This window comes from Devosia sp. GW821-FHT12F11 (genome assembly GCF_058806655.1).
On sequence record NZ_JBXAPX010000004.1, the window covers coordinates 162,894 to 181,962 of the forward strand.

General features: G+C 65.9%; 18 protein-coding genes. 11 read left to right on the top strand and 7 right to left on the bottom strand.

The window, feature by feature from the left end; all coding sequences use genetic code 11:
* Positions 1–45: 45 nt before the first annotated feature.
* From AC1ROK_RS13635 to AC1ROK_RS13650, 4 genes are read right to left on the bottom strand one after another with little or no spacing between them, the layout of a single operon-like run.
* A complete protein-coding gene (locus tag AC1ROK_RS13635; RefSeq protein ID WP_492847709.1) occupies positions 46–1,038 on the bottom strand; it encodes a MotE family protein in 993 nt (330 codons plus the stop codon).
* Positions 1,038–1,469, bottom strand: a complete 432-nt coding sequence (locus AC1ROK_RS13640) for a DUF6468 domain-containing protein (protein ID WP_492847711.1) — start codon at positions 1,467–1,469, stop codon at positions 1,038–1,040. The genes AC1ROK_RS13635 and AC1ROK_RS13640 overlap by 1 nt, the downstream gene beginning before the upstream one ends.
* Entirely contained in the window at positions 1,469–2,632 is a 1,164-nt protein-coding gene (gene fliM, locus AC1ROK_RS13645) for a flagellar motor switch protein FliM (RefSeq protein WP_492847713.1), read from the bottom strand. The genes AC1ROK_RS13640 and fliM overlap by 1 nt, the downstream gene beginning before the upstream one ends.
* Positions 2,632–3,117, bottom strand: a complete 486-nt coding sequence (locus AC1ROK_RS13650) for a flagellar basal body-associated FliL family protein (protein ID WP_492847715.1) — start codon at positions 3,115–3,117, stop codon at positions 2,632–2,634. The genes fliM and AC1ROK_RS13650 overlap by 1 nt, the downstream gene beginning before the upstream one ends.
* A gap of 277 nt (positions 3,118–3,394) precedes the next feature.
* On the opposite strand from AC1ROK_RS13650, the gene flgF reads away from it, so the two are divergent.
* The 10 genes from flgF (at position 3,395) to AC1ROK_RS13700 (ending at position 14,970) form a co-directional block, all read left to right on the top strand.
* On the top strand, positions 3,395–4,132 hold the full coding sequence (gene flgF, locus AC1ROK_RS13655) for a flagellar basal-body rod protein FlgF (protein ID WP_492847717.1): 738 nt from the start codon (positions 3,395–3,397) through the stop codon (positions 4,130–4,132).
* Positions 4,133–4,146: 14 nt separating this feature from the next.
* Positions 4,147–4,932, top strand: a complete 786-nt coding sequence (gene flgG / locus AC1ROK_RS13660; RefSeq protein WP_492847719.1) for a flagellar basal-body rod protein FlgG — start codon at positions 4,147–4,149, stop codon at positions 4,930–4,932.
* A 14-nt stretch (positions 4,933–4,946) separates the two neighbouring features.
* The gene (gene flgA / locus AC1ROK_RS13665) at positions 4,947–5,894 is read left to right on the top strand and encodes a flagellar basal body P-ring formation chaperone FlgA (protein WP_492847721.1); all 948 of its coding nucleotides are present in this window, start codon (positions 4,947–4,949) and stop codon (positions 5,892–5,894) included.
* Positions 5,895–5,914: 20 nt separating this feature from the next.
* Positions 5,915–6,655, top strand: coding sequence for a flagellar basal body L-ring protein FlgH (gene flgH, locus AC1ROK_RS13670; RefSeq protein ID WP_492847723.1), 741 nt, complete (start codon positions 5,915–5,917; stop codon positions 6,653–6,655).
* A 244-nt stretch (positions 6,656–6,899) separates the two neighbouring features.
* Positions 6,900–8,411, top strand: coding sequence for a carboxypeptidase M32 (locus AC1ROK_RS13675; RefSeq protein ID WP_492847725.1), 1,512 nt, complete (start codon positions 6,900–6,902; stop codon positions 8,409–8,411).
* A 13-nt stretch (positions 8,412–8,424) separates the two neighbouring features.
* On the top strand, positions 8,425–10,053 hold the full coding sequence (locus tag AC1ROK_RS13680; protein ID WP_492847727.1) for an MFS transporter: 1,629 nt from the start codon (positions 8,425–8,427) through the stop codon (positions 10,051–10,053).
* 284 nt (positions 10,054–10,337) lie between these two features.
* Positions 10,338–11,918, top strand: a complete 1,581-nt coding sequence (locus tag AC1ROK_RS13685) for an ABC-F family ATP-binding cassette domain-containing protein (protein ID WP_492847729.1) — start codon at positions 10,338–10,340, stop codon at positions 11,916–11,918.
* A 115-nt stretch (positions 11,919–12,033) separates the two neighbouring features.
* On the top strand, positions 12,034–13,011 hold the full coding sequence (locus tag AC1ROK_RS13690) for an ABC transporter substrate-binding protein (RefSeq protein ID WP_492847731.1): 978 nt from the start codon (positions 12,034–12,036) through the stop codon (positions 13,009–13,011).
* Between the two features lie 67 nt (positions 13,012–13,078).
* Positions 13,079–14,203, top strand: a complete 1,125-nt coding sequence (locus tag AC1ROK_RS13695; protein WP_492847733.1) for an ABC transporter permease — start codon at positions 13,079–13,081, stop codon at positions 14,201–14,203.
* Entirely contained in the window at positions 14,200–14,970 is a 771-nt protein-coding gene (locus tag AC1ROK_RS13700; RefSeq protein WP_492847735.1) for an ATP-binding cassette domain-containing protein, read from the top strand. Before AC1ROK_RS13695 ends, AC1ROK_RS13700 begins: the two co-directional genes overlap by 4 nt.
* 176 nt (positions 14,971–15,146) lie before the next feature.
* On the opposite strand, the gene AC1ROK_RS13705 is transcribed toward AC1ROK_RS13700, so the two are convergent.
* Positions 15,147–16,631, bottom strand: coding sequence for a Na+/H+ antiporter NhaC family protein (locus AC1ROK_RS13705; protein ID WP_492847737.1), 1,485 nt, complete (start codon positions 16,629–16,631; stop codon positions 15,147–15,149).
* A gap of 313 nt (positions 16,632–16,944) precedes the next feature.
* Here AC1ROK_RS13705 and AC1ROK_RS13710 point away from each other — a divergent pair, with 313 nt between their 5' ends.
* On the top strand, positions 16,945–17,520 hold the full coding sequence (locus AC1ROK_RS13710) for an SH3 domain-containing protein (RefSeq protein WP_492847739.1): 576 nt from the start codon (positions 16,945–16,947) through the stop codon (positions 17,518–17,520).
* 41 nt (positions 17,521–17,561) lie between these two features.
* On the opposite strand, the gene AC1ROK_RS13715 is transcribed toward AC1ROK_RS13710, so the two are convergent.
* Positions 17,562–17,927: a VOC family protein gene (locus AC1ROK_RS13715; protein WP_492847741.1), complete on the bottom strand. Its 366-nt coding sequence runs from the start codon at positions 17,925–17,927 to the stop codon at positions 17,562–17,564.
* Between the two features lie 15 nt (positions 17,928–17,942).
* A complete protein-coding gene (locus tag AC1ROK_RS13720) occupies positions 17,943–18,908 on the bottom strand; it encodes an alpha/beta fold hydrolase (protein ID WP_492847743.1) in 966 nt (321 codons plus the stop codon).
* Positions 18,909–19,069 lie beyond the last annotated feature (161 nt).

The window sequence follows — 19,069 nt, forward strand, 5'->3', positions numbered from 1 at the left end:
AACCGGCACCTGCAGAAACGCCACGGAAATGTGGGATACGAGAGGCTACTGGCCGACGATCTGCGGCAGGCTGGCGAGGTCCTCGACTGGCGTGTCGAGAGACGGCTCAGGCTGCTCGGTGGCCAGCCCCGCAGTCAGCGATTTGGCCTTCATCGGGTCCATCCGGGCCAGCACCGGCGCCATCTTGCGCGGGTTCATGGCCCGCGCCACCCGCATCAGCACCGGCATGTCGAGCTGGTTGAAGATGGTCGCCGCTTCCTTGGCCTTCATCGTCTCGTACATGGCGACGATCGAGGCGAACTGCTCGTTCTCGGCTGCCTTCTTCTCGTCGACCAGCGCGTTGATCTTGGCCTCGATGGCCTTCAGTGTTGCGGTCCGCTCGTCGAGCCGCTTCTCCGCCGCCTCGACCAGGGCCATGCGCATCTCGAGTTCCTTCTCGCGCGCATCGAGCGAGTCGCGGCGCTCGCCGAGGCGACCGAGCAGCTCGCTCTCGCTGCCGCCCTCGCCCTCCATCGGCGCCAAGACGCCCGCGCTGTTCAGCTCCATCGGCAGGGCATCGCCATGCTCGTTGACCGAGGGCGGACAATCGACCAGCGGGGCCACATTAGTTGCAGCAGGCGCCTCACCATGCCCGGCCGCCGGCTCCGCGGCTGCTTGGGGGGCGCACGCCACCTCGATGGGTGCAGGCGCATGCTCTTCAGCCGGCGCTGCTTCGCCGGGCGGTTCCGCCGCCGGCTCCGCGCCATGCCCACCCGCCTCGGCCACCCCCTCCGGTTCCAGCGGCAGTACCGGAGCACCATCGCTCAGCGTCGGGCTGGTATCGGCCATCGTCGTATCGGGCGGCAGCGCCATGGTCGGGTCGACCCCGGCCCCACCAGCCGCGGCCGCCCCTGCGTGATCGCCACCACCGCCGGCTGCCACCGCGCTGCCCGCGCCCGTCAGCACATAGCCGCCGGTCGTCACCAGCCCGATGCCCTTGAAGAGCAGGAGCGCGGTAGCGGCGGCTATGACGACCGGGAGCAGGCGCGGCGTTTTCATCAGGCGGCGTTACCCCGGATACGCGGACGCATGGAGAGTTGCTGCAGCGCCGACTGCACCTTGTTGGGCTCGTCCAGCCGATCGTCGAACGGCTGCGTGCCGCGCGCCGCGCTGGTGATCCGCGCCAGCCGGTCCATGATCTGCTGGCCGGCATTGACGTGATTGGCGAGCTCGACGCCGAAGCGTTCGGCTTCACCCAGCCGCGTCTCGAGCACCGTTTCGGCTTCCTGTGCCGTGTGCTTCAACTCCTGGATCGCCGCATTGGCGAGGCCGGTGGCCTGCACCAGGTCGGCCACCATCTGCTTCAGCTCGCCGCGATCGGCATGCAGCCGCTTCAGACGCTGGTTGAGGACCACGCAATAGCCGATTGTTGTGGCAAGCAAAATCGTAACCAGCGTTTCGATCACGATTCCCAACGGCAAACCGAACATCAGCGGCCCTCCTGCTTGTTTTCATCGATGGCTTCGAAGGCCGCCATCGTTACCTTCGGCGCGTTCAGCGGGCGCGAGACGCGCACCGACACGTGACTGCCGATATGTCCCATGATCGCTTCGGTGAGATCGACATTGCCGCACCTCAGCCCGATCGGGTCGCTCGGCGTCCGGTCGAACATCACCGTGTCGCCCGGCTGCATCGACAGCACCCGGCTGAGCGGCAGATCCATCTCATGCAGGATCGCGTCGACCTCGACATCCGCAGCGAAGATTTCGGTGGCGAGGTGGCCTTCCCAGATCGGGTCGCGGCCGAACTTCTCGCCCATATACATCTGCAGCAGCTGCTCGCGGATCGGCTCGATCGTCGCGTAGGGCAGCAAAATCTCGATCTTGCCGCCGCGATCATCCATCTCGATCCTGAGTTCGATCAGGATCGCTGCATTGGCCGGGCGCGAGATCGCGGCGAAGCGCGGGTTGGTCTCCAGCCGCTCGACCCGGAAGTTGACCTCGGTCACCGGCTCGAAGGCGCGATGCGTATCCTCAAGGATCACCTCGATCATCCGCCGCGCCAGCGCCATCTCGATGGTGGTGTAGGGCCGCCCCTCGACCCGGATCTGCCCGCCGACGCGGCGACCGCCGAGCAGCACGTCGATCATCGAGTAGATCAGCGAGGAGTCGACGGTCAGCAGCCCATAGTTCTCCCATTCCTCCGCCTTGATCACCGACAAGATGGCCGGCAGCGGAATGGAATTGAGATAGTCGCCGAAGCGCACCGAGGAGATCGAGTCCAGCGCCACTTCGACATTGTCGGAGGTGAAGTTGCGCAGCGAGGTCGTCGCCAGCCGGACCAGCCGGTCGAAGACGATTTCGAGCATCGGCAGGCGCTCGTAGGAGACCAGCGCCGAGTTGATCAGCGCCTGCACCCCGGTCAGCTCGGCACCGCCGCCGGCATTGGGATCAAAGCCGAGAAGGCTGTCGATTTCGTCCTGGTTCAGCACCCGGTCGGCGGCGCCGGCTTCAACGCTGTCGGCCTCGAGCATGGCGGCCCACTCGGCGCCCATGTCGTCCTCGGCCGCCTTGCCTGGCACGGATGCGCCGCTCGTGGCCGGATCCAGTCCCCATTCGTCGCTGAGTTTGTCCTGTTCGCCGGGACCCGCCATCACTGCACCAGGATTTCCTTGAACAGGATCGAATCCACCTGCGCCGGGAAGATCGCGATGTTGACGCGGCGGCGCAGCTCTTCCTTGAGGCGGTAGATACCGGCAGAGCCCTCGAGGTCGCTCTTGCGCAGCTCGCGCAGATAGACCTGGAACGCATCGACCACCTTGGCCATGCGTGGCTGGATCTCGGTCATCACCTCTTCATTGGCGACTTCGAGCGCCACGGTGAGCTTCATGAACTGCTCGCGCTCGCCATCGCCGCGTAGGTTCACCGTCATGGTCGGCAGGTTGAAGATGAAGGTTTCGGGCACTGCCGCGAAATGCGCCTCGTCCGTTTTGGGCGCGGAGAAGAACAGGAAGTAGGCCGCGGCGCCACCGCCAAGCAGCACGACCACCGCCACGACCATGGCGATCAGCATGATGGGCAGCTTCTTCTTCGCGGGTGCGGCGACCTCGCCACCCTCGATATCGGCTTCAGCCGCCATGCCCCAAACCCCTGCCCCACCGGACGATTCCAGTCAGGATCGAGCTAATCGCCCGAGGGTTAACGATTAGTTACGAACTGCATCAACCCGGCACAAATTGCCGGGCAGATTTTGCCATGCGCCCTGCCATGCGGCACGTCATGCCGGGCTCTCCTCCTGCCTAACTAATTGATTTTGCTATGAATCGCGACTTGGCATGGTTGCTGCACTGTTAATGCCGAGCCTGACGGCCTGGGGAGGTCGGACGGTTCGGGGACGTAACGGGGACTTCGGCGCCATGGAAAATGCGCAGCTCATCGGATTGTCGCGGCAGATCGCCTTGCAGCGGCAGATGGATGTGGTGGCGAACAACATCGCCAACATCAACACGACGGGATTCAAATCCGAACAGCTGCTGTTCGAGGAATACCTGATGCCGGTTGCCCGGGATCGCGACTTCCCGACCCTGGACCAGTCCCTCAGCTACACCGACGACTGGACCACCATTCACGATATGTCCGGTGGCGCACTGGTAGAGACCGGCAACCCGTTGGATGTGGTGCTGCAGGGCGACGGCTTCCTCGCCGTCGAGACCGCCGCCGGCGAGCGCTACACCCGGTCCGGCTCACTCGCCATCGACACCACCGGCACCCTCGTCGACATCAACGGTAACCCGGTACTCGGCAATGGCGGGCCGATCCAGTTCGCCGCCGGCGAGACCGACATCATGATCGGTGAGGACGGTTCAGTCTCCTCCAGCGCCGGCCAGAAGGGGCGCCTCCGCATTGTCGAGTTCGCCGACCCGCAGTCGACCTCCCGCGAGGGCAGCAACCTGTGGGTCGGCACCAACCCGATCGAGGCAACAGAAACCCGGGTGCTACAGGGCTCGATCGAGAAATCCAACGTCAACGGCGTCGGCGAGATGACCGAGATGATCCGCGTCCAGCGCGCCTACGAGAGCGTCGCCTCGCTGATCTCCAAGCAGGACGACCAGCGCCGCACGGCGATCCAGAAACTCGGCAACCTCAACGGCTGATCGGAGCAGACAAGATGAAAGCCCTCTACATCGCTTCGACCGGCATGGCCGCCCAGGAACGCAACGTCGAAGTCATTTCCAACAACATCGCCAACATGCGCACCACCGGCTACAAGCGGGCGCGTGCGGAGTTCCAGGATCTGCTCTACCAGGTCCAGCGCCAGGCGGGCAGCACCACCTCCGAGACGGGCACCATGGCCCCGGTTGGCATCGAGGTCGGCTCCGGTGTGCGCACCGCCGCGACGCCGCGCGTCATGAGCCAGGGCAGCGTCGCCCCGACCGAGAAGGAACTCGACGTCGCGATCCGCGGCGAAGGCTTCTTCGTGGTGCAGATGCCCGACGGCCGCACCGGCTATACTCGCGACGGCTCGTTCGAGCGCAGTCCCGAGGGACAACTGGTGAATGTCGACGGCTACGAGATCCAGCCCGGCATCACCATTCCCGGTAACGCCAACTCGGTGTCGATCAGCCCTGACGGCACGGTCGAAGTGTTCCTCGACAACGACACCACCCCGACTACGGTCGGCCAGCTGCAACTGGCGCGGTTCGTCAACAAGGCTGGCCTGGCCTCGGCCGGCAACAACCTGTTCGTAGAAACCGCCTCGAGCGGCCCGGCGCAGGTCGGCACGCCGAACCAGGACGGCATGGGCGACCTGCTGCAGGAATATCTCGAAGCCAGCAACGTCAACTCCGTCACCGAAATCGCCGACCTGATCGCCGCTCAGCGCGCCTACGAGATGAACGCCCGCGTCATCTCCGGCGCCGATGAGATGATGCAGTCGGCCAGCCAGTTGCGCTGATCGGGAGAAACTAGATGCACAAGTTCATCCTCCCTGCCCTGTTCCTGGCCTTCACCGGCTCCACCGCACTGGCGGCGCCGGTGCTCAAGGCCGAGGTATCGGTCAACCATCCGGTCATCACTGTCGGAGACATGTTCGAGGACGCCGGCCTCCTCGCCGAGCGCGCCCTGTTCCGCGCGCCCGAGCCCGGCACCACCGGCATCGTCAGCCTTGAGGCCGTGCGCGCCGCCGCCGCCAAGGCCGGGCTCTCCGACTACGCCCAGGATGGCCTGCTCAGCGTCCGCGTCGAACGCCGAGCGACGGTGGTCGACACGACCGTGCTCTCCGGGCTCATCTCTGCCGATCTCGCCGTCCGCGGCCTGCTCCCGCAAGGCGCCGAGCTTCATACCCGCTTCGACAATCCGGGGCTCAGCTACAATGCCGAGGCGGTCGAGACCCCGGTGACGCTGCTGGCGCTGCGTTACCAGCCCGGCTCGGCGAGCTTTTCCGCCCGCTTCCAGGTCGCCGGCATGGAACTGCCGGTTGACGTCGCCGGCAGCATCGACCTGCTGGTGGAGGTGCCGCACCTCGCCGCCTCGCTGAAGGCCGGCGCCGTGCTGACCCCTGCCGATATCGAGATGAAACGCGTCCCGCTCGCCTTCGCCGACCAGTCGGGCGTCGAGAACTTCGACGATCTCGTCGGCAAGCAATTGCGTCGCAACTCGCGCGCCGGCGTCATGCTGAAGGCTGCCGATGTGACCGAGCCTCTGGCCGTGCGCCGCAATACCGAGGTCACCGTGCTGCTCCGCACCGGCCCGATGACCCTCACCGTGATCGGCCAGTCGCTCGGCGACGCCGCCTCGGGCCAGCCGGTACAGGTGATGAACAGCGTAACGCGCAAGATCCTAACCGGCGTCGCGACCGCCAATGGCGCGGTGGAGATCACCACCGCCGCCGCCAAGCTTCAGGTCGCCGGGCTGTGATGGGCGAAAGGACAATGAAAATGAACCCGATGAAACTCTTCGCCGCCCTCGCGCTCACCGCCCTCCTCGCCGGGTGCTCGACCATGGATCAATTGGCCTCGGTCGGCCAGCAGCCGCGCCTGACCGCCATCTCCGATCCCACTGCCCAGGCCGGCTATCGCCCGGTGCAGATGCCGATGCCGGAGCCGGTGGTCGCCTCGTATCAGCCCAACTCGCTGTTCTCGAACGAAGCCCGCGGCTTCTTCAAGGATCAGCGCGCCCACAAGATCGGCGACATCCTGACCGTGATGGTCACCATCGACGACAGCGCCAAGATCTCGAACTCCACCGATCGCGAGCGCACCTCGTCGTCGGAAGGCAGCGTCGGCGGCGTGCTCGGCTCGATCTTCGGCGGCAAGGTGCCGCTGGCCGACGTGCAGGCCTCGGGCAAGATCACCACTTCGGGCGATATGGCCGATGGCGGCTCGGGCTCGGTGAACCGCAAGGAGAGCCTTGCCACCCAGGTCGCAGCCGTCGTGGTGCAGGTGCTGCCCAACGGCAACCTGGTGATCGAGGGCCGGCAGGAAGTGCGCGTCAACTTCGAAGTGCGCGAGCTGATCGTCGCCGGCATCGTGCGCCCCGAGGACATCCACGCCGACAACACCATCCCCTCGTCCAAGATCGCCGAAGCCCGCATCTCCTACGGCGGCCGCGGGCAGATCACCCAGGTCCAGCAACCCCGCTACGGCCAGCAGATCGCCGACGCGATCCTCCCCTTCTAACCCCCTGGCGGATGCGCCAGTGGCGCTTCCGCCAGGCTCCCCCCATCGCTGACGGCACAATCCCCCATTGGTGCCGTCAGCCTCGGCCGGTTCCAGAACAGAACCCGCCCCAGAGGGCGCAGTCTCCCCGGCTGCGCCCTTTCCCCATTCGTTAGCCAATGGGGAATGGCGAGTAGCGAATGGGGTTTCGCCGTCCCGCCCTATTCGCTACTCACTATTCGCCACTCGCTTGTTGGAGTCCCTGATGCCTTCTCCCAATTCCGCCTTCTCCAAACTCGATGCGCTGAGCCGCAAGCTCGAGGCCATCGAGCACGCGCAGTCTATGCTGGGCGTCGACGAGGCGGTGATGATGCCGGTGGGCGGCGGCGAAAAGCGCGCCGAAACCATGGCGACACTGGCCGGCATGTACCACGAGATGGCCACCGCGCCGGAAGTCGGCGACTGGCTCGGCGACGCCGAAGCCGAGCCGCTCGACGAGATGCAGGGCCTCGCCATTCGCGAGTTCCGCCGCGTCCATACCAATATGACCTGCCTCTCGGCCGATTTCGTCCGCAAGCAGGTCAACGCCCGCATCCGCGCCGAGCAGCTGTGGCGTGAACTCAGGCCCACCGGCGACTGGGCCGGTTTCCTGCCGGCCTTCGAGGGCCTCGTCGCCACCGCACGCGAAGAGGCGCAGCTGCGCGCCGACGTGCTGGGCCTTTCGCCCTATGACGCGCTGATGGAGCAGTACGACCCCGGCAACCGCGTCGCCGAGGTGGCGCCAGTGCTCAACGAGCTCAAGACCTTCCTCAAGGATTTCGTTCCGGCGGCCCTGGCGCACCAGGAAGAAAAGCTTGCAAAGCGCCCGCTGAAGCCGCTGAACGCGCCATTCGCCATCGACAAGCAGAAGGCGCTGGGCCTCGTAATGATGGAGGCGGTCGGCTTCGATTTCGAACACGGCCGGCTCGACGTCTCGCACCACCCGTTCTGCGGTGGCGTGCCGACCGATATCCGCATGACCACCCGCTACACCGAGGGCGAGTTCCTCACCTCGCTGATGGGCATCCTGCACGAGACTGGCCACGGCCTCTATGAGCAGGGCCTGCCCAAGGAGTGGACGCACTGGCCGGTTGGCCGGGCGCGCGGCATGGCCATGCACGAAAGCCAGAGCCTGTTCGTCGAAAAGCAGATCGCCCGTTCGCCGGAGTTCTGGGAGTGGGCCATCCCGCATGTGCGCGAAAAGCTCGGCGCCGAGGCCATTGCCGGCTGGGACCTGGAAGATGTGCTGGCCCACGTCCACTTCATCGAACGCGGCCTGATCCGTGTCGATGCCGACGAAGCCACCTACCCGCTGCACGTCATCCTTCGCTTCGAGATCGAGCAGGATCTGATCAGCGGCAAGCTGGCGCCCAAGGATGTACCCGAGGCCTGGGACGCCAAGATGCGCGAGTATCTGGGGCTCTCGACCATCGACAACATGAAAGATGGCCCGATGCAGGATGTCCATTGGCCGTCGGGCGCCATCGGCTATTTCCCGAGCTACACCCTCGGCGCCATCATCGCGGCGCAGCTGTGGAGCGCCATCGAGCGCGATCAGCCGAACGCCCGCGAGGACATGCGCAACGGCCGCTTCGTCGGCATCAACGACTGGCGGCGCGAGAAGATCTGGAGCCAGGCGAGCAAATACTCCACGCCCGAGTTGCTGCAGCGCGCCACCGGCGAGAAACTCAACTCGCGCCACTTCCAGGAGCACCTGACGCACCGCTACCTGAGCTGATCGGGGGGTGACCATGGCCAAGGATCGACCATCGGTCCTGCAGCCGCTGCAGCACACGACCTTCCGCAACATCTGGGTTGCCAACCTCGTCTCGAGCTTCGGCGCCTTGATCCAGGGCGTCGGTGCGGCGTGGATGATGACGGCGCTGACCAACTCGGTCGACCTGGTGGCGCTGGTCCAGGCCTCCACCTCGTTGCCGATCATGCTGTTCTCGCTGCTCGGCGGGGCCATTGCCGACAACTTTCCGCGCCGCCGGGTGATGCTGGTGGCGCAGTTCTTCATGCTGGCGGTGTCGGCGCTGCTGACCCTCAGCGCGCTGCTCGGGCTGGTCACCCCGTGGCTGCTGCTGACCTTCACCTTCCTCATCGGCTGCGGCACGGCGCTCAACAACCCGTCCTGGCAGGCCTCGGTGGGCGATCTGGTGCCGCGCTCCAGCGTCGGCTCGGCGGTGGCGCTTAACTCCATCGGCTTCAACCTGTCGCGCAGCCTGGGGCCGGCGGTGGGCGGCATCATCGTCGCCGTTGCCGGCGCTGCCGCAGCCTTCGCGGTCAACCTCGTGAGCTATCTCGGGTTGCTGTTCGTGCTGCTGCGCTGGAAGCCGGCCCCTGCTCCCGCCGGCCTGCCGCGCGAGGCAGTGGGCGCGGCGATGTTCGCCGGCATTCGCTACATGGCGCTGTCGCCGCAGCTCGGCAAAGTGCTGGTGCGAAGCTTCATCTTCGGCCTCAGCGCCAGTTCGGTGCTGGCGCTGCTGCCGGTGGTAGCAAGCCAGATCCCCGGGGGCGGACCGCTGGTCTACGGTCTGCTGCTCGGCGCCTTCGGCCTCGGCGCGGTCGGCGGGGCTCTGATCAGCGCCCGGCTCGCCGAGCAGTTCTCCAGCGAGGCCATCGTTCGCCTGGCATTTGTCGGCTTCGCCATCTGCGCCGCCGTCACTGGGCTCAGCCCGTCGCCGTGGCTGACCGGACTTGCCCTGCTGCTTGGCGGCGCCTGCTGGGTGCTGGCGCTGACGCTGTTCAACGTCACGGTGCAGCTCTCAACCCCGCGCTGGGTGGTCGGCCGCTCGCTGTCGCTCTACCAGACGGCGACCTTTGCCGGCCTCGCCGCCGGCAGCTGGCTCTGGGGCGTCGCCGGTGAGCAGTTCGGCGTCGGCAACGCCCTGATCGCCTCGGCCATTGCCCTCGTCATCGGCGCGGCGGTCGGGCTGGTGCTGTCGATCCCGCCCCGCGTCATGCTCGATCTCGACCCGGCTAACCGGTGGCAGGAGCCGCAGATCTCGCTGCCGATCGAGCCGCGTTCCGGGCCGATCGTCATCAGCATCGAGTACAAGATCCGCCCGCAGGATGTGCGCGAGTTCCTGCGCGTCATGGCCGAGCGCAAGCGGGTGCGGATGCGCGATGGCGCCCGCGAATGGGTGCTTCGCCGCGACCTCTCGGAGACCGATGTCTGGGTCGAAAGCTACAAGAGCCCGACCTGGACCGAATACGCCCGGCACAACCAGCGCCTGACCCATGCCGACGAGGTGATCGGCGAGAAACTTCGCAACCTGCACCAGGGCCCGGAGCGCCCGGTGGTGCGCCGGATGATCGAGCGTCCGCCCAACTGGTTCGCGGCGATTGCCGCCAACCGGACGATCGATCCGCCGTGAGAGGGACGTAACGTCCATGTCGTCGCCTTTTACTCGGTGTCATCCCCGCGAAAGCGGGGATCTCCGTTTGCGATGCTGCGGCAGGCAAGAAAACAGAGGTTCCCGCTTTCGCGGGAATGACGCCGGTGGGAGCTCGGTAGATCTCGTCCCCTTTCACCCGCCCTGAGGTTGACATCTGGGCGAACCTCCCTATTTTCCGCCCATCCGCAGCACCAACCGGCAGGTCCCCATGGATATCCGCATGACCGATCAAACCACCCTGATCCGTCACCCGGAGTCCAATCATGCCCGGTTCTATTTCGCTCAAAGCGGTGAGCTACAAGACGCCTGATGGCGTCACCCTCTTCTCAGATCTCGATCTTTCCTTCGGCCCGGTTCGCACCGGCCTGATCGGCCGTAACGGCACCGGCAAGACCACGCTGCTCAAACTGCTGCTCGGCGAACTCACGCCCGCCAGCGGCGAGATCGTCGTTTCCGGCACGCTCGGCGTGCTGCGGCAGACGGTGCAGCGCTCCGATGCGAGCGTCGCCGATGCGCTGGGCTGCACCGAGCAGTTGGCACGGCTCGACCGACTCGAGACTGGCACCGGCTCCCTCGAGGATGCCGAACAAGCCGACTGGCTGTTGCCGGCAAAGATCGAGACGGCCCTCGCCGATGTCGGCCTGCCGTCGCTCGCCCTCGATCGCCCCACCGCCACGCTGAGCGGCGGCCAAAGGACCCGGCTGTCGCTGGCGGCGCTCTTGATCGAGCAGCCCGACATGCTGCTGCTCGACGAGCCCACCAACAATCTCGATCGCGACGGCCGCGCCGCCGTGACCGAGTTGCTGAAGCGCTGGCGCGGCGGCGCCATCGTGGTAAGCCATGATCGCGCCCTGCTGCGTGAGATGGATGCCATCGTCGAGCTGACCACGATTGGCGCCCGCACCTATGGCGGCAACTGGGATCTCTACCAGGAGCGCAAGGCCATCGAACTCGCCGCCGCCGAACAGGGGCTGGCAACTGCAGAGCGCACGCTGGGCGAACTCGACCGCAAGACGCAACTGATGCGCGAGCGGAAGGCCAAGAAGGACGGCGCCGGGGCCCGCAAGGCCGCCAAGGGCGATATCCCGCGCATCATGCTGGGCGGCATGAAGATGAACGCGGAAAACACCAGCGGCGAGCAGATGAAGCTCAGTGAACGGCGCCGCGCCACGGCCAGCACCGCGCTCGCCGCCGCCAAGGCGGAGATCGAGGTGCTGCAGCCGATGGCGGTGAAGCTGGAGCCGAGCGGCCTCGCCAACGGCACCACGGTGCTGCAACTCGATCGACTGACCGGCGGCCCGATCCCCGAACAGCCGGTGATCAGGAACCTGAGCCTTGCCATTACCGGCCCGGAACGGGTGGCGATCACTGGCCCGAATGGCTCGGGCAAGACCACCCTTCTCCGGTTGATCACCGGCGCTCTTGCCCCGCTGAGCGGCGCCGTCCGCATCGCCCGCCGGCATGCCCTGCTGGACCAGGAGGTGAGCCTGCTCGATCCACGCCAGACCATCCGCGAGAACTACCTTCGGCTCAATCCCGAGGACGGCGAGACCACCGCTCGCTCCGCCCTCGCCCGCTTCATGTTCCGCGCCGACGCCGCGCTGAAGCCGGTCGGCCAACTGAGCGGCGGCGAGACGCTGCGCGCCGGGCTCGCCTGCACCATAGGCAGCGGCCGGCCACCGGAACTGCTGATCCTCGATGAGCCGACCAACCATCTCGACATCCACGCCATCGAGGCAGTGGAGGCTGGACTCGGCGCCTATGACGGCGCCTTGCTGGTGGTCAGCCACGACCGCGACTTCCTCGCGGCGATCGGCATCGAGCGCGAAATCGTGTTGCCCTAGCGCGGTTTGAATATATCCGCCCAGTTTACAAATGTGAGCGCACAGGCCTATCGTTGTTGATCTGGCGGAGGAGTTCAATGGAGCCGCCGGACCACAACAATGAGGGGAGGTTTCGATGCGCAAAGCGTCGACGATGACTGCTGCCCTGCTGGGCACGCTATTACTCTCTACTGCGACCGTTTCCGCCGCCGACATCAAGATCGGCTTCCTGCCGGGCGTGGTCGATCCGTTCTACCAGGTCATGCAACTGGGCGTCGAAGCCGCGGCCAAGGATCTCGGCGTCGAGGTGGTGACCCAGGTGCCGCCGACCTGGGGCGTGGAGGCGCAGACGCCGATCCTCGATGCGATGGTGGCGCGCGGCGACCTCAACTACATCATCACTGCGCCCACCGATAAGGATCAGATGGTGGCGCCGCTGCAGGCAGCGCTCGATGCCGGCATCAAGGTGATCACCGTCGACACTTTCCTCGGCGATGGCGATTACGCCAACGGCCCGGTCAAGTTCCCGATCAGCTATATCGGCTCGGATAACGTCGAGGGCGGCCGCATCTCGGCCCGCGGCCTCGCCAAGGCGATCGGCGGCAAGGGCACCGTCTACATCAACTCCACCAACCCCAACGTCTCTTCGGTCGAAGGCCGCGAGCAGGGCTTTGCCGAGGTGATGAAGAACGAGTTCCCCGACATCAAGGTGCTCGGCCCCGACTACAACCTCGACGACCAGAACAAGGCCGCGCAGCAGACCGCTGCCGTGATCGAGCAGAACCCCGACCTCGCCGGCGTGTTCGGCACCAACGTGTTCAGCGCCGGTGGCGCCGGTAACGCGGTGGTCAATGCCGGCCTCGGTGGGCATGTACAGGTGGTGGCCTATGACGCTACCGCCGAAGCCATCGAACTGATGGGCAAGGGCGTGGTGTCGCTGGTCTTGGCGCAGAAGCCGTTCGACATGGGCTACATGGCAGTGCAGTTCGCCGTCGCCGATGCCGCCGGCGTCACCAGCCTGCCGCGCCGCGTCGAAACCGGCTTCGCGATCATCGACAAGGACAATGTGGGCGATCCGAACTTCTCGCGCTTCATTTACAAGGTCGGCAACTAGCCCACGTTCCGAACTCGGCCGGGGCTGATGCCCCGGCTGTCTCAGTAATTCCACCACCGGGGCGCCCGTGACCGACAGCAAGGCAGTTCCAGCGGGGCCGCGGCTCGCGCCCGACAAGCGTTTCATCCTGATGGCCAGCCGGCTCTGGGCCTGGGCCTTTCTGGGGCTGATGATCGTCTTCTTCATCATCGCCGTGCCACTCGCCGGGGGCGCCACCTTCCTGACCCTGCGCAACGCGATGAACATCCTCGTCGCCATCACCCCGGTATTGCTGCTCGGGCTGGGGCAGACCTTTGTCATCATCTCCGCGGGCATCGACCTCAGCGTCGGCTGGGTGATGAGCCTGGCCTCGGTGGTCTCGGCCCACGCCATCCGCGCCTCGTTCAACGCCGGGGCACCACTGTTCCTCGCCGCAACCCTGGGCTTCCTCGCGGCAGTGGGCGCCTCGGCCGGAGTCGGCCTCGTCAATGGCCTGATCATCGCCAAGCTCAAGGTGCCGGCCTTCATCGTGACGCTCGGCTCGTCCTTCATCGTGCGCGGCATGGCGCTGCTGTTCTCCGAAAACACCACGGTGATCGGCCTCCCCGCCGACATCCGCGACTATGGCAATGAATCGCTGTTTTACGTCGTCAATGGCGAGGGCGGTGGCTTCTACGCCCTCTTCCGCCCTGATGTGACCGGCGCCATGCTGCGTCAGATGGACCGCATCTTCACCTGGCCGGTGGTCATCACCGCGATCGTGGTGATCATCTGCATGTTCATCCTCAACCGCACCCAATTCGGCCGGCACACCTATGCCATCGGCGGCAACATGCAGGCGGCGCTGCGCACCGGCATCCCGGTCGATCGCCACATCGTCAAGCTCTACATGCTGAGCTCGGCGACCGCCGGGATCGCCGGATTTCTCTCGACGCTGCGCTTCACCGCCGGCTCGGCGGTGATCGGCGATCCGCTGCTCCTCAGCTCCATCGCCGCGGTGATCATCGGCGGCGTCAGCCTGTTCGGCGGCGCCGGCTCGATCATCGGCACGGTGATCGGCGCCCTCATCATCGCCGTGCTGACCACCGGGCTGGTGATGATGAACGTCCAGGCGTTCTGGCAATTCATCGTCGTCGGGGCGGTGGTGATCGTCGCCGTGCTGATCGACCAGTCGCGCGACCTGATCCTCGGCCGCCGCGGGAGGGGATCATGAGCGAACCGGTGCTGTCGATCCGCAACCTGGTGAAGCGCTTTGGCGGCCTCACCGCGGTCAACGATGTCAGCCTCGACATCAACCCCGGCGAGGTCGTGGCGCTGCTCGGCGACAATGGCGCCGGCAAATCGACGCTGATCAAGTGCGTCTCCGGCGTCCACCTGCCCGATGAGGGCGAAATCCGCTTCGAGGGCAAGCCGGTGAGCTTCCCTAAGCCGATCGACGCGCGCAGCGCCGGCATCGAGACGATCTACCAGGATCTGGCGCTGGCCAATAATCTCGACGTGCCCGCCAACATCTTCCTCGGGCGCGAGGTGAAGCACCGCTACTTCGGTGGGCTGATCAACACGCTCAACGACAAGCTGATGCTGGCCGAATCCGAGCAGAGCCTCGCGACACTCGACATCCAGTTCCCCAGCCTCACTCAGCCGATCGAGAGCCTCTCGGGCGGCCAGCGGCAGGCCGTCGCCATCGCCCGCGCCATCTACTGGAAGGCGCGGCTGATGATCATGGACGAGCCGACCAACAATCTCGGCGTTCCCGAGCAGCAGAAGGTGCTGGAGCTGATTCGCCGGCTGCGCGACCAGGGCGTGCCGGTGATCCTCATCACCCACACCATGCCCGACGTCTTCGCCGTCGCCGACCGCATCGTGGTGATGCATCGCGGGCGCAAGGTCACCGAGAAGCGGACCGGCGAGACCAACGCGTCCGAACTGGTGCAGTACATGGTCGGCGCGCTGGACGACAACCGCGAGGCAGCGGCCTAGGATATTGCGCCATTTGGCTGCAGCCGCGCCGCGGTTAGGCTCGATGGTCGCCTCACCCACCGGCTGTCATCCCAGCGAAAGCTGGGACCCAACTCACCACCTGCGCGGGCTGAGAAATGGGTCCCCAGCTTTCGCTGGGATGACATCGGAGGTGGGGCGTCCATCGGTGGAACACTCTAGGGCGAGACTGAATCCGCCTCTTCCGCCAGCGGCTCCACCCGCTCGATCCTGACCCCACTGAAGCCGAGCAGCAGGGTCACCAGCGGGCTGGCGATGTTGAACAGGCAGAACGGCAGGTAGACCAGTGTTGGCACACCCAGCACTGCCGCCATATAGGCGCCGCAGGAGTTCCACGGGATCAGCGGCGAGGTGACGCTGCCGCCATCCGCCACCGCCCGTGACAGGTTGGTCGCGGCCAGCCCGCGCTTGTTGAACTCGGCGCGGAAGATGCGCGCCGGCAGCACCACCGCCACGTACTGGTCCCCAGCCACGATATTGAGCCCGAACGCCGTGCCGACCACGGTTGCGATCAGTGAGCCGGTGCTGCGGGCCCGCATCAGCACCGGTGTCACCAGTTTCAGCAGCAGCCCGAACTCGTCGAGCAGCGTGCCATAGACCAGCGCCCCGAGGATCAGCCAGATGGTGAGCAGCATGCTCGCCATGCCGCCGCGCGACAGCAGGCTGTCGACCACCTCGATGCCCGAGTTCGCCTCGAACCCGGTGCCCATCGCCTGCCAGCCGGCCTTGAGATAGGCGGCGGCCGGCACGAGGCCGGGGTCGTTGACGAAACGCAGCACCGCCTCGGACTGGAGGAACGGCGCCAGCAGCGCGGCGGACAGCGCCGAACCGATGATGGCGAGCGATGGTGGCACCTTGAAGATCGACAGCACGATCAGCAGCACCAGCGGCAGCAGCGTCAGCGGCGTGATGTTGAACAGCTTCGACAGCGCCGAAAGCTCCGAAGCGATCACGCTGTCGCCGGCGCCGCTCGAGTTGTCGGCCCACCCGAGGATAGAAAAACCGATGGCGGCAACGAGCAGCGCCGGCAATGAGCTCCAGACCTGCGCCCGCAAATGCGCATAGATGGTCGTGCCGGTCAGTTGCGCGGCGAGGATGGCGGTCTCGGACAAGGGCGACAGCTTTTCGCCGACATAGGCGCCAGAGATCACCGCCCCCGCCGTGATCGCCGGCGACACCCCGGCAAGCAGCGAGAGCCCCACCAGCCCGACCCCGATCGTACCAGCTGTGGTCCACGAACTCCCGATCCCCATGGCGATCGCGGCGCACACCAGCAGCGACGCGAGGTAGAACCAGTCTGGATTGATCACCTGGATGCCGTAATAGACCAGCGTCGGAATGGTCCCCGCCATGTTCCAGGTGCCGATCAAAGCCCCCACCGCGAACAGGATGAAGATCGCGCCGACCACCGACGAAACCCCCTTGCGCCCCGCCTCGGCCACCTCCTCCCAGCTATGCCCGTTCTTCAACACGATGAAGGAGGTGAACATCGCGGCGAGGATGATCGCCACCTGCAGCGGCCCATCTGTTGCCTTGAGCCCGAACAGCATCACCGCGCCGGCGATCAGCACCGCCAGCACCACGAGGGGCGCCACCGCGTCGAAATAGGAGGGTTCGCGGATCGGCCGCGGCGCGGCGCTCAACGCCGCCTCCTCGCCTTTGGCCGGCCAAGCGGCTTCTTGCGGGCCATGTCGGCTCTCCGCGTTCAACGAACACCAGCAGCCATCGCAGCTATTGCCTAAGCTTCCGCTTGCGCCGGATGGCCATGTGGCATCAAATAAGATGCAACTATTTACGCGACCGGTTCAACGATTTTGAACTGAACAGCGCGCTATGCGCATCAATTCGCCGCTTTGAACGGTAGTACTTGCGTAACGGGCGGCCAACACTTCTCGCGTTCTGTACGAAACCGCACAGTACGCGCGTCTGTTTCCCAGCCGGGTTGAGGAGATCGTTATGATAAGAGCACTACTCATTGCGGCGATGCTGGCTGCTGGCCTGGGAGCAGTGCCCCAGGTACTGGCGCAGGAGACGTTTGTCATCGTTCCCGACAACCCCGGGGGCGGCAGTGGCGTGGGCAACGCCGTGGCGACCTCCAACGTCAACGTCCGTCGTGGTCCGGGCACCAGTTATGCTGTTGCCGACGTGCTGCGCGCCGGCCAGAGCGTGCGCATCAGCAATTGCAACGGCGGCTGGTGCTGGGTCAACCACGGCGGCCCGAGCGGTTGGGTGTCGCAGAACTTCCTGTCACGGACCGGCAGTGGCGGCGGCGACTCGAACGTCCGGCGGCGGGCCTGCTTTTACGACGACATCCGTTTCCGTGGCCGCAGCTTCTGCGTCGGCGTCGGCGACAGCAACCGGGATCTCGGCTCCTGGAACAACCGCATCGCCTCAATCAGCATCAGCGGCTCAATGACGGTTGAGGTCTGCGAGGATCGCAACTTCCGCCGCTGCGAGGACTTCAACCGCGATGTCGCCACCCTGCCCTGGTGGCTGGACGGCAACATCTCGTCGTTCCGCACTTTCCGCTGACTGAAAACCGGAGGTCCCGACTCACGCCGGGACCTCCAGATTCAGTAGCTGCCGATCACCATCCGGTTGCCCTCGCTGTCGCGGAACTCCGCCACCACCCGGCCCGGCTGCCACGGCGCCTCGCCGGGCTCGGTGATGATCTCGACGCCCTTGGCGCGGAGCCGTTCGATCGCTCCCGCCACGTCGGCCTCGACCAGCACCAGCACCGGCTCGGCCGCTGGCTTGTCGTCCGGGCGGCGGAGGAAGTGCAGCGCGGTGCGGGCGCCGGGGAACCTGACCTCGACCCAGCGCCAACCGTCTTCGCCCATCGGGGCGTCGGCGGCAACCTCGCAGCCGAGATTGTCGACATAGAAGGCGATGGCCCGGTCCTGGTCGAACACCGGCAGTTCGGCGAACTGGATATGCATGCTAACGCCCTCCGGTCAGTTGGCGAACGAGCTGTGCAGCGCTTCCGCAAACTCGGCGACCTGGGGTCCAAAGCCCATGTGGTCGCCAGGGAACTTCGTCGGCGCGATGCCGAGCTTGTTGGTCAGCGCCAGGCTCATTGCCTCGATCGGCTGGCCGGCCGACGCCTCGCCGATGGCGACGACGATGTTCGGGCCGCCAGCCTTCAGTGTCGCCACATCCGGCGTATAGAGCGACAGCGGCAGCATGCCATGGGCCAGCCAGTACTCGAAATTGCCGCTGACCCGGGCAAAGGTCTCGGCCTCTTCCGGCGGCATCTCGAATTCCGGTGGGGCTTCGGCGGCGTCGCCGCCGCCATCGAGCCCGTTCATCGAGAAGAACATCCCCATCGCCGCGTCGACACCGTCCTTGACGTAGGTGTCGTAGAGCGCCTTGTCGGCTGCGACTGCCTCGCTCGGATCGTCCATCAGCATCATCGACGGCGGCTCATGCGCCACCAGCGCCTGAACCAGCTTTGGGTACCGTGCCGCGAGATTGAGCCCGATCTGCGCGCCGCCGCTGGTGCCGAACACGTAGGCCGGGCCGTTGCCCAGCGCCTCGATCAGCGCCGCGGCGTCATCCGCCTGCTGGTCCATCAGCAGCGGCTTGATCTCGCCGTCAAACACTGACCGCGAGTTGCCGCGCGGATCGTAGGCGACCACGGTGTAGCGGTCGGCGAGGCGCTGCGACAGCTCGGCGAACACGCCCGCATCCTGCGGACCGCCGGGAATGATCAGCAGCGTCGGGCCACTGCCCTGCACCTCGTAATAGAGCGTCGCACCAGGAACCTTGAGGGTGGCCGATCTGGTGGCATTGGTCATCGAAACGTCTCCTGCGGTGTGATTTTCAGGCGATTGCGTTGCGGTTTCTGCCAGCGTGCCGGGGATCGGCAGGGCAAGCGCCCCAACCACCGTGGCAGCCAGCACGAAGCTTCGGTTCGACATTCAAGCTCTCCCTGCTTCTCGTGTGACGGCTACTGCCGTCGACGACCCATATGGAACTGGACCGTCCAGTTCTTGGCTGTTGTCAGAAACTAGACTGTCCAGTACTGTGCTGTCAATCAGGGCTGTGAGGTTTTGGAAAGTGGCAGGTCGATGGGCTCGGA

Bases quoted from the DNA above. Each gene is read 5' to 3' on its own strand.
- AC1ROK_RS13710 (WP_492847739.1), top strand. From the start codon at position 16,945: ATGATAAGAGCACTACTCATTGCGGCGATGCTGGCTGCTGGCCTGGGA.
- flgG (WP_492847719.1), top strand. From the start codon at position 4,147: ATGAAAGCCCTCTACATCGCTTCGACCGGCATGGCCGCCCAGGAACGC.
- flgA (WP_492847721.1), top strand. From the start codon at position 4,947: ATGCACAAGTTCATCCTCCCTGCCCTGTTCCTGGCCTTCACCGGCTCC.
- AC1ROK_RS13685 (WP_492847729.1), top strand. From the start codon at position 10,338: ATGCCCGGTTCTATTTCGCTCAAAGCGGTGAGCTACAAGACGCCTGAT.
- AC1ROK_RS13715 (WP_492847741.1), bottom strand. From the start codon at position 17,927: ATGCATATCCAGTTCGCCGAACTGCCGGTGTTCGACCAGGACCGGGCC.
- flgF (WP_492847717.1), top strand. From the start codon at position 3,395: ATGGAAAATGCGCAGCTCATCGGATTGTCGCGGCAGATCGCCTTGCAG.
- AC1ROK_RS13640 (WP_492847711.1), bottom strand. From the start codon at position 1,469: ATGTTCGGTTTGCCGTTGGGAATCGTGATCGAAACGCTGGTTACGATT.
- AC1ROK_RS13635 (WP_492847709.1), bottom strand. From the start codon at position 1,038: ATGAAAACGCCGCGCCTGCTCCCGGTCGTCATAGCCGCCGCTACCGCG.
- AC1ROK_RS13720 (WP_492847743.1), bottom strand. From the start codon at position 18,908: ATGTCGAACCGAAGCTTCGTGCTGGCTGCCACGGTGGTTGGGGCGCTT.
- AC1ROK_RS13690 (WP_492847731.1), top strand. From the start codon at position 12,034: ATGCGCAAAGCGTCGACGATGACTGCTGCCCTGCTGGGCACGCTATTA.
- AC1ROK_RS13700 (WP_492847735.1), top strand. From the start codon at position 14,200: ATGAGCGAACCGGTGCTGTCGATCCGCAACCTGGTGAAGCGCTTTGGC.
- AC1ROK_RS13675 (WP_492847725.1), top strand. From the start codon at position 6,900: ATGCCTTCTCCCAATTCCGCCTTCTCCAAACTCGATGCGCTGAGCCGC.
- fliM (WP_492847713.1), bottom strand. From the start codon at position 2,632: ATGGCGGGTCCCGGCGAACAGGACAAACTCAGCGACGAATGGGGACTG.
- AC1ROK_RS13650 (WP_492847715.1), bottom strand. From the start codon at position 3,117: ATGGCGGCTGAAGCCGATATCGAGGGTGGCGAGGTCGCCGCACCCGCG.
- AC1ROK_RS13680 (WP_492847727.1), top strand. From the start codon at position 8,425: ATGGCCAAGGATCGACCATCGGTCCTGCAGCCGCTGCAGCACACGACC.
- flgH (WP_492847723.1), top strand. From the start codon at position 5,915: ATGAACCCGATGAAACTCTTCGCCGCCCTCGCGCTCACCGCCCTCCTC.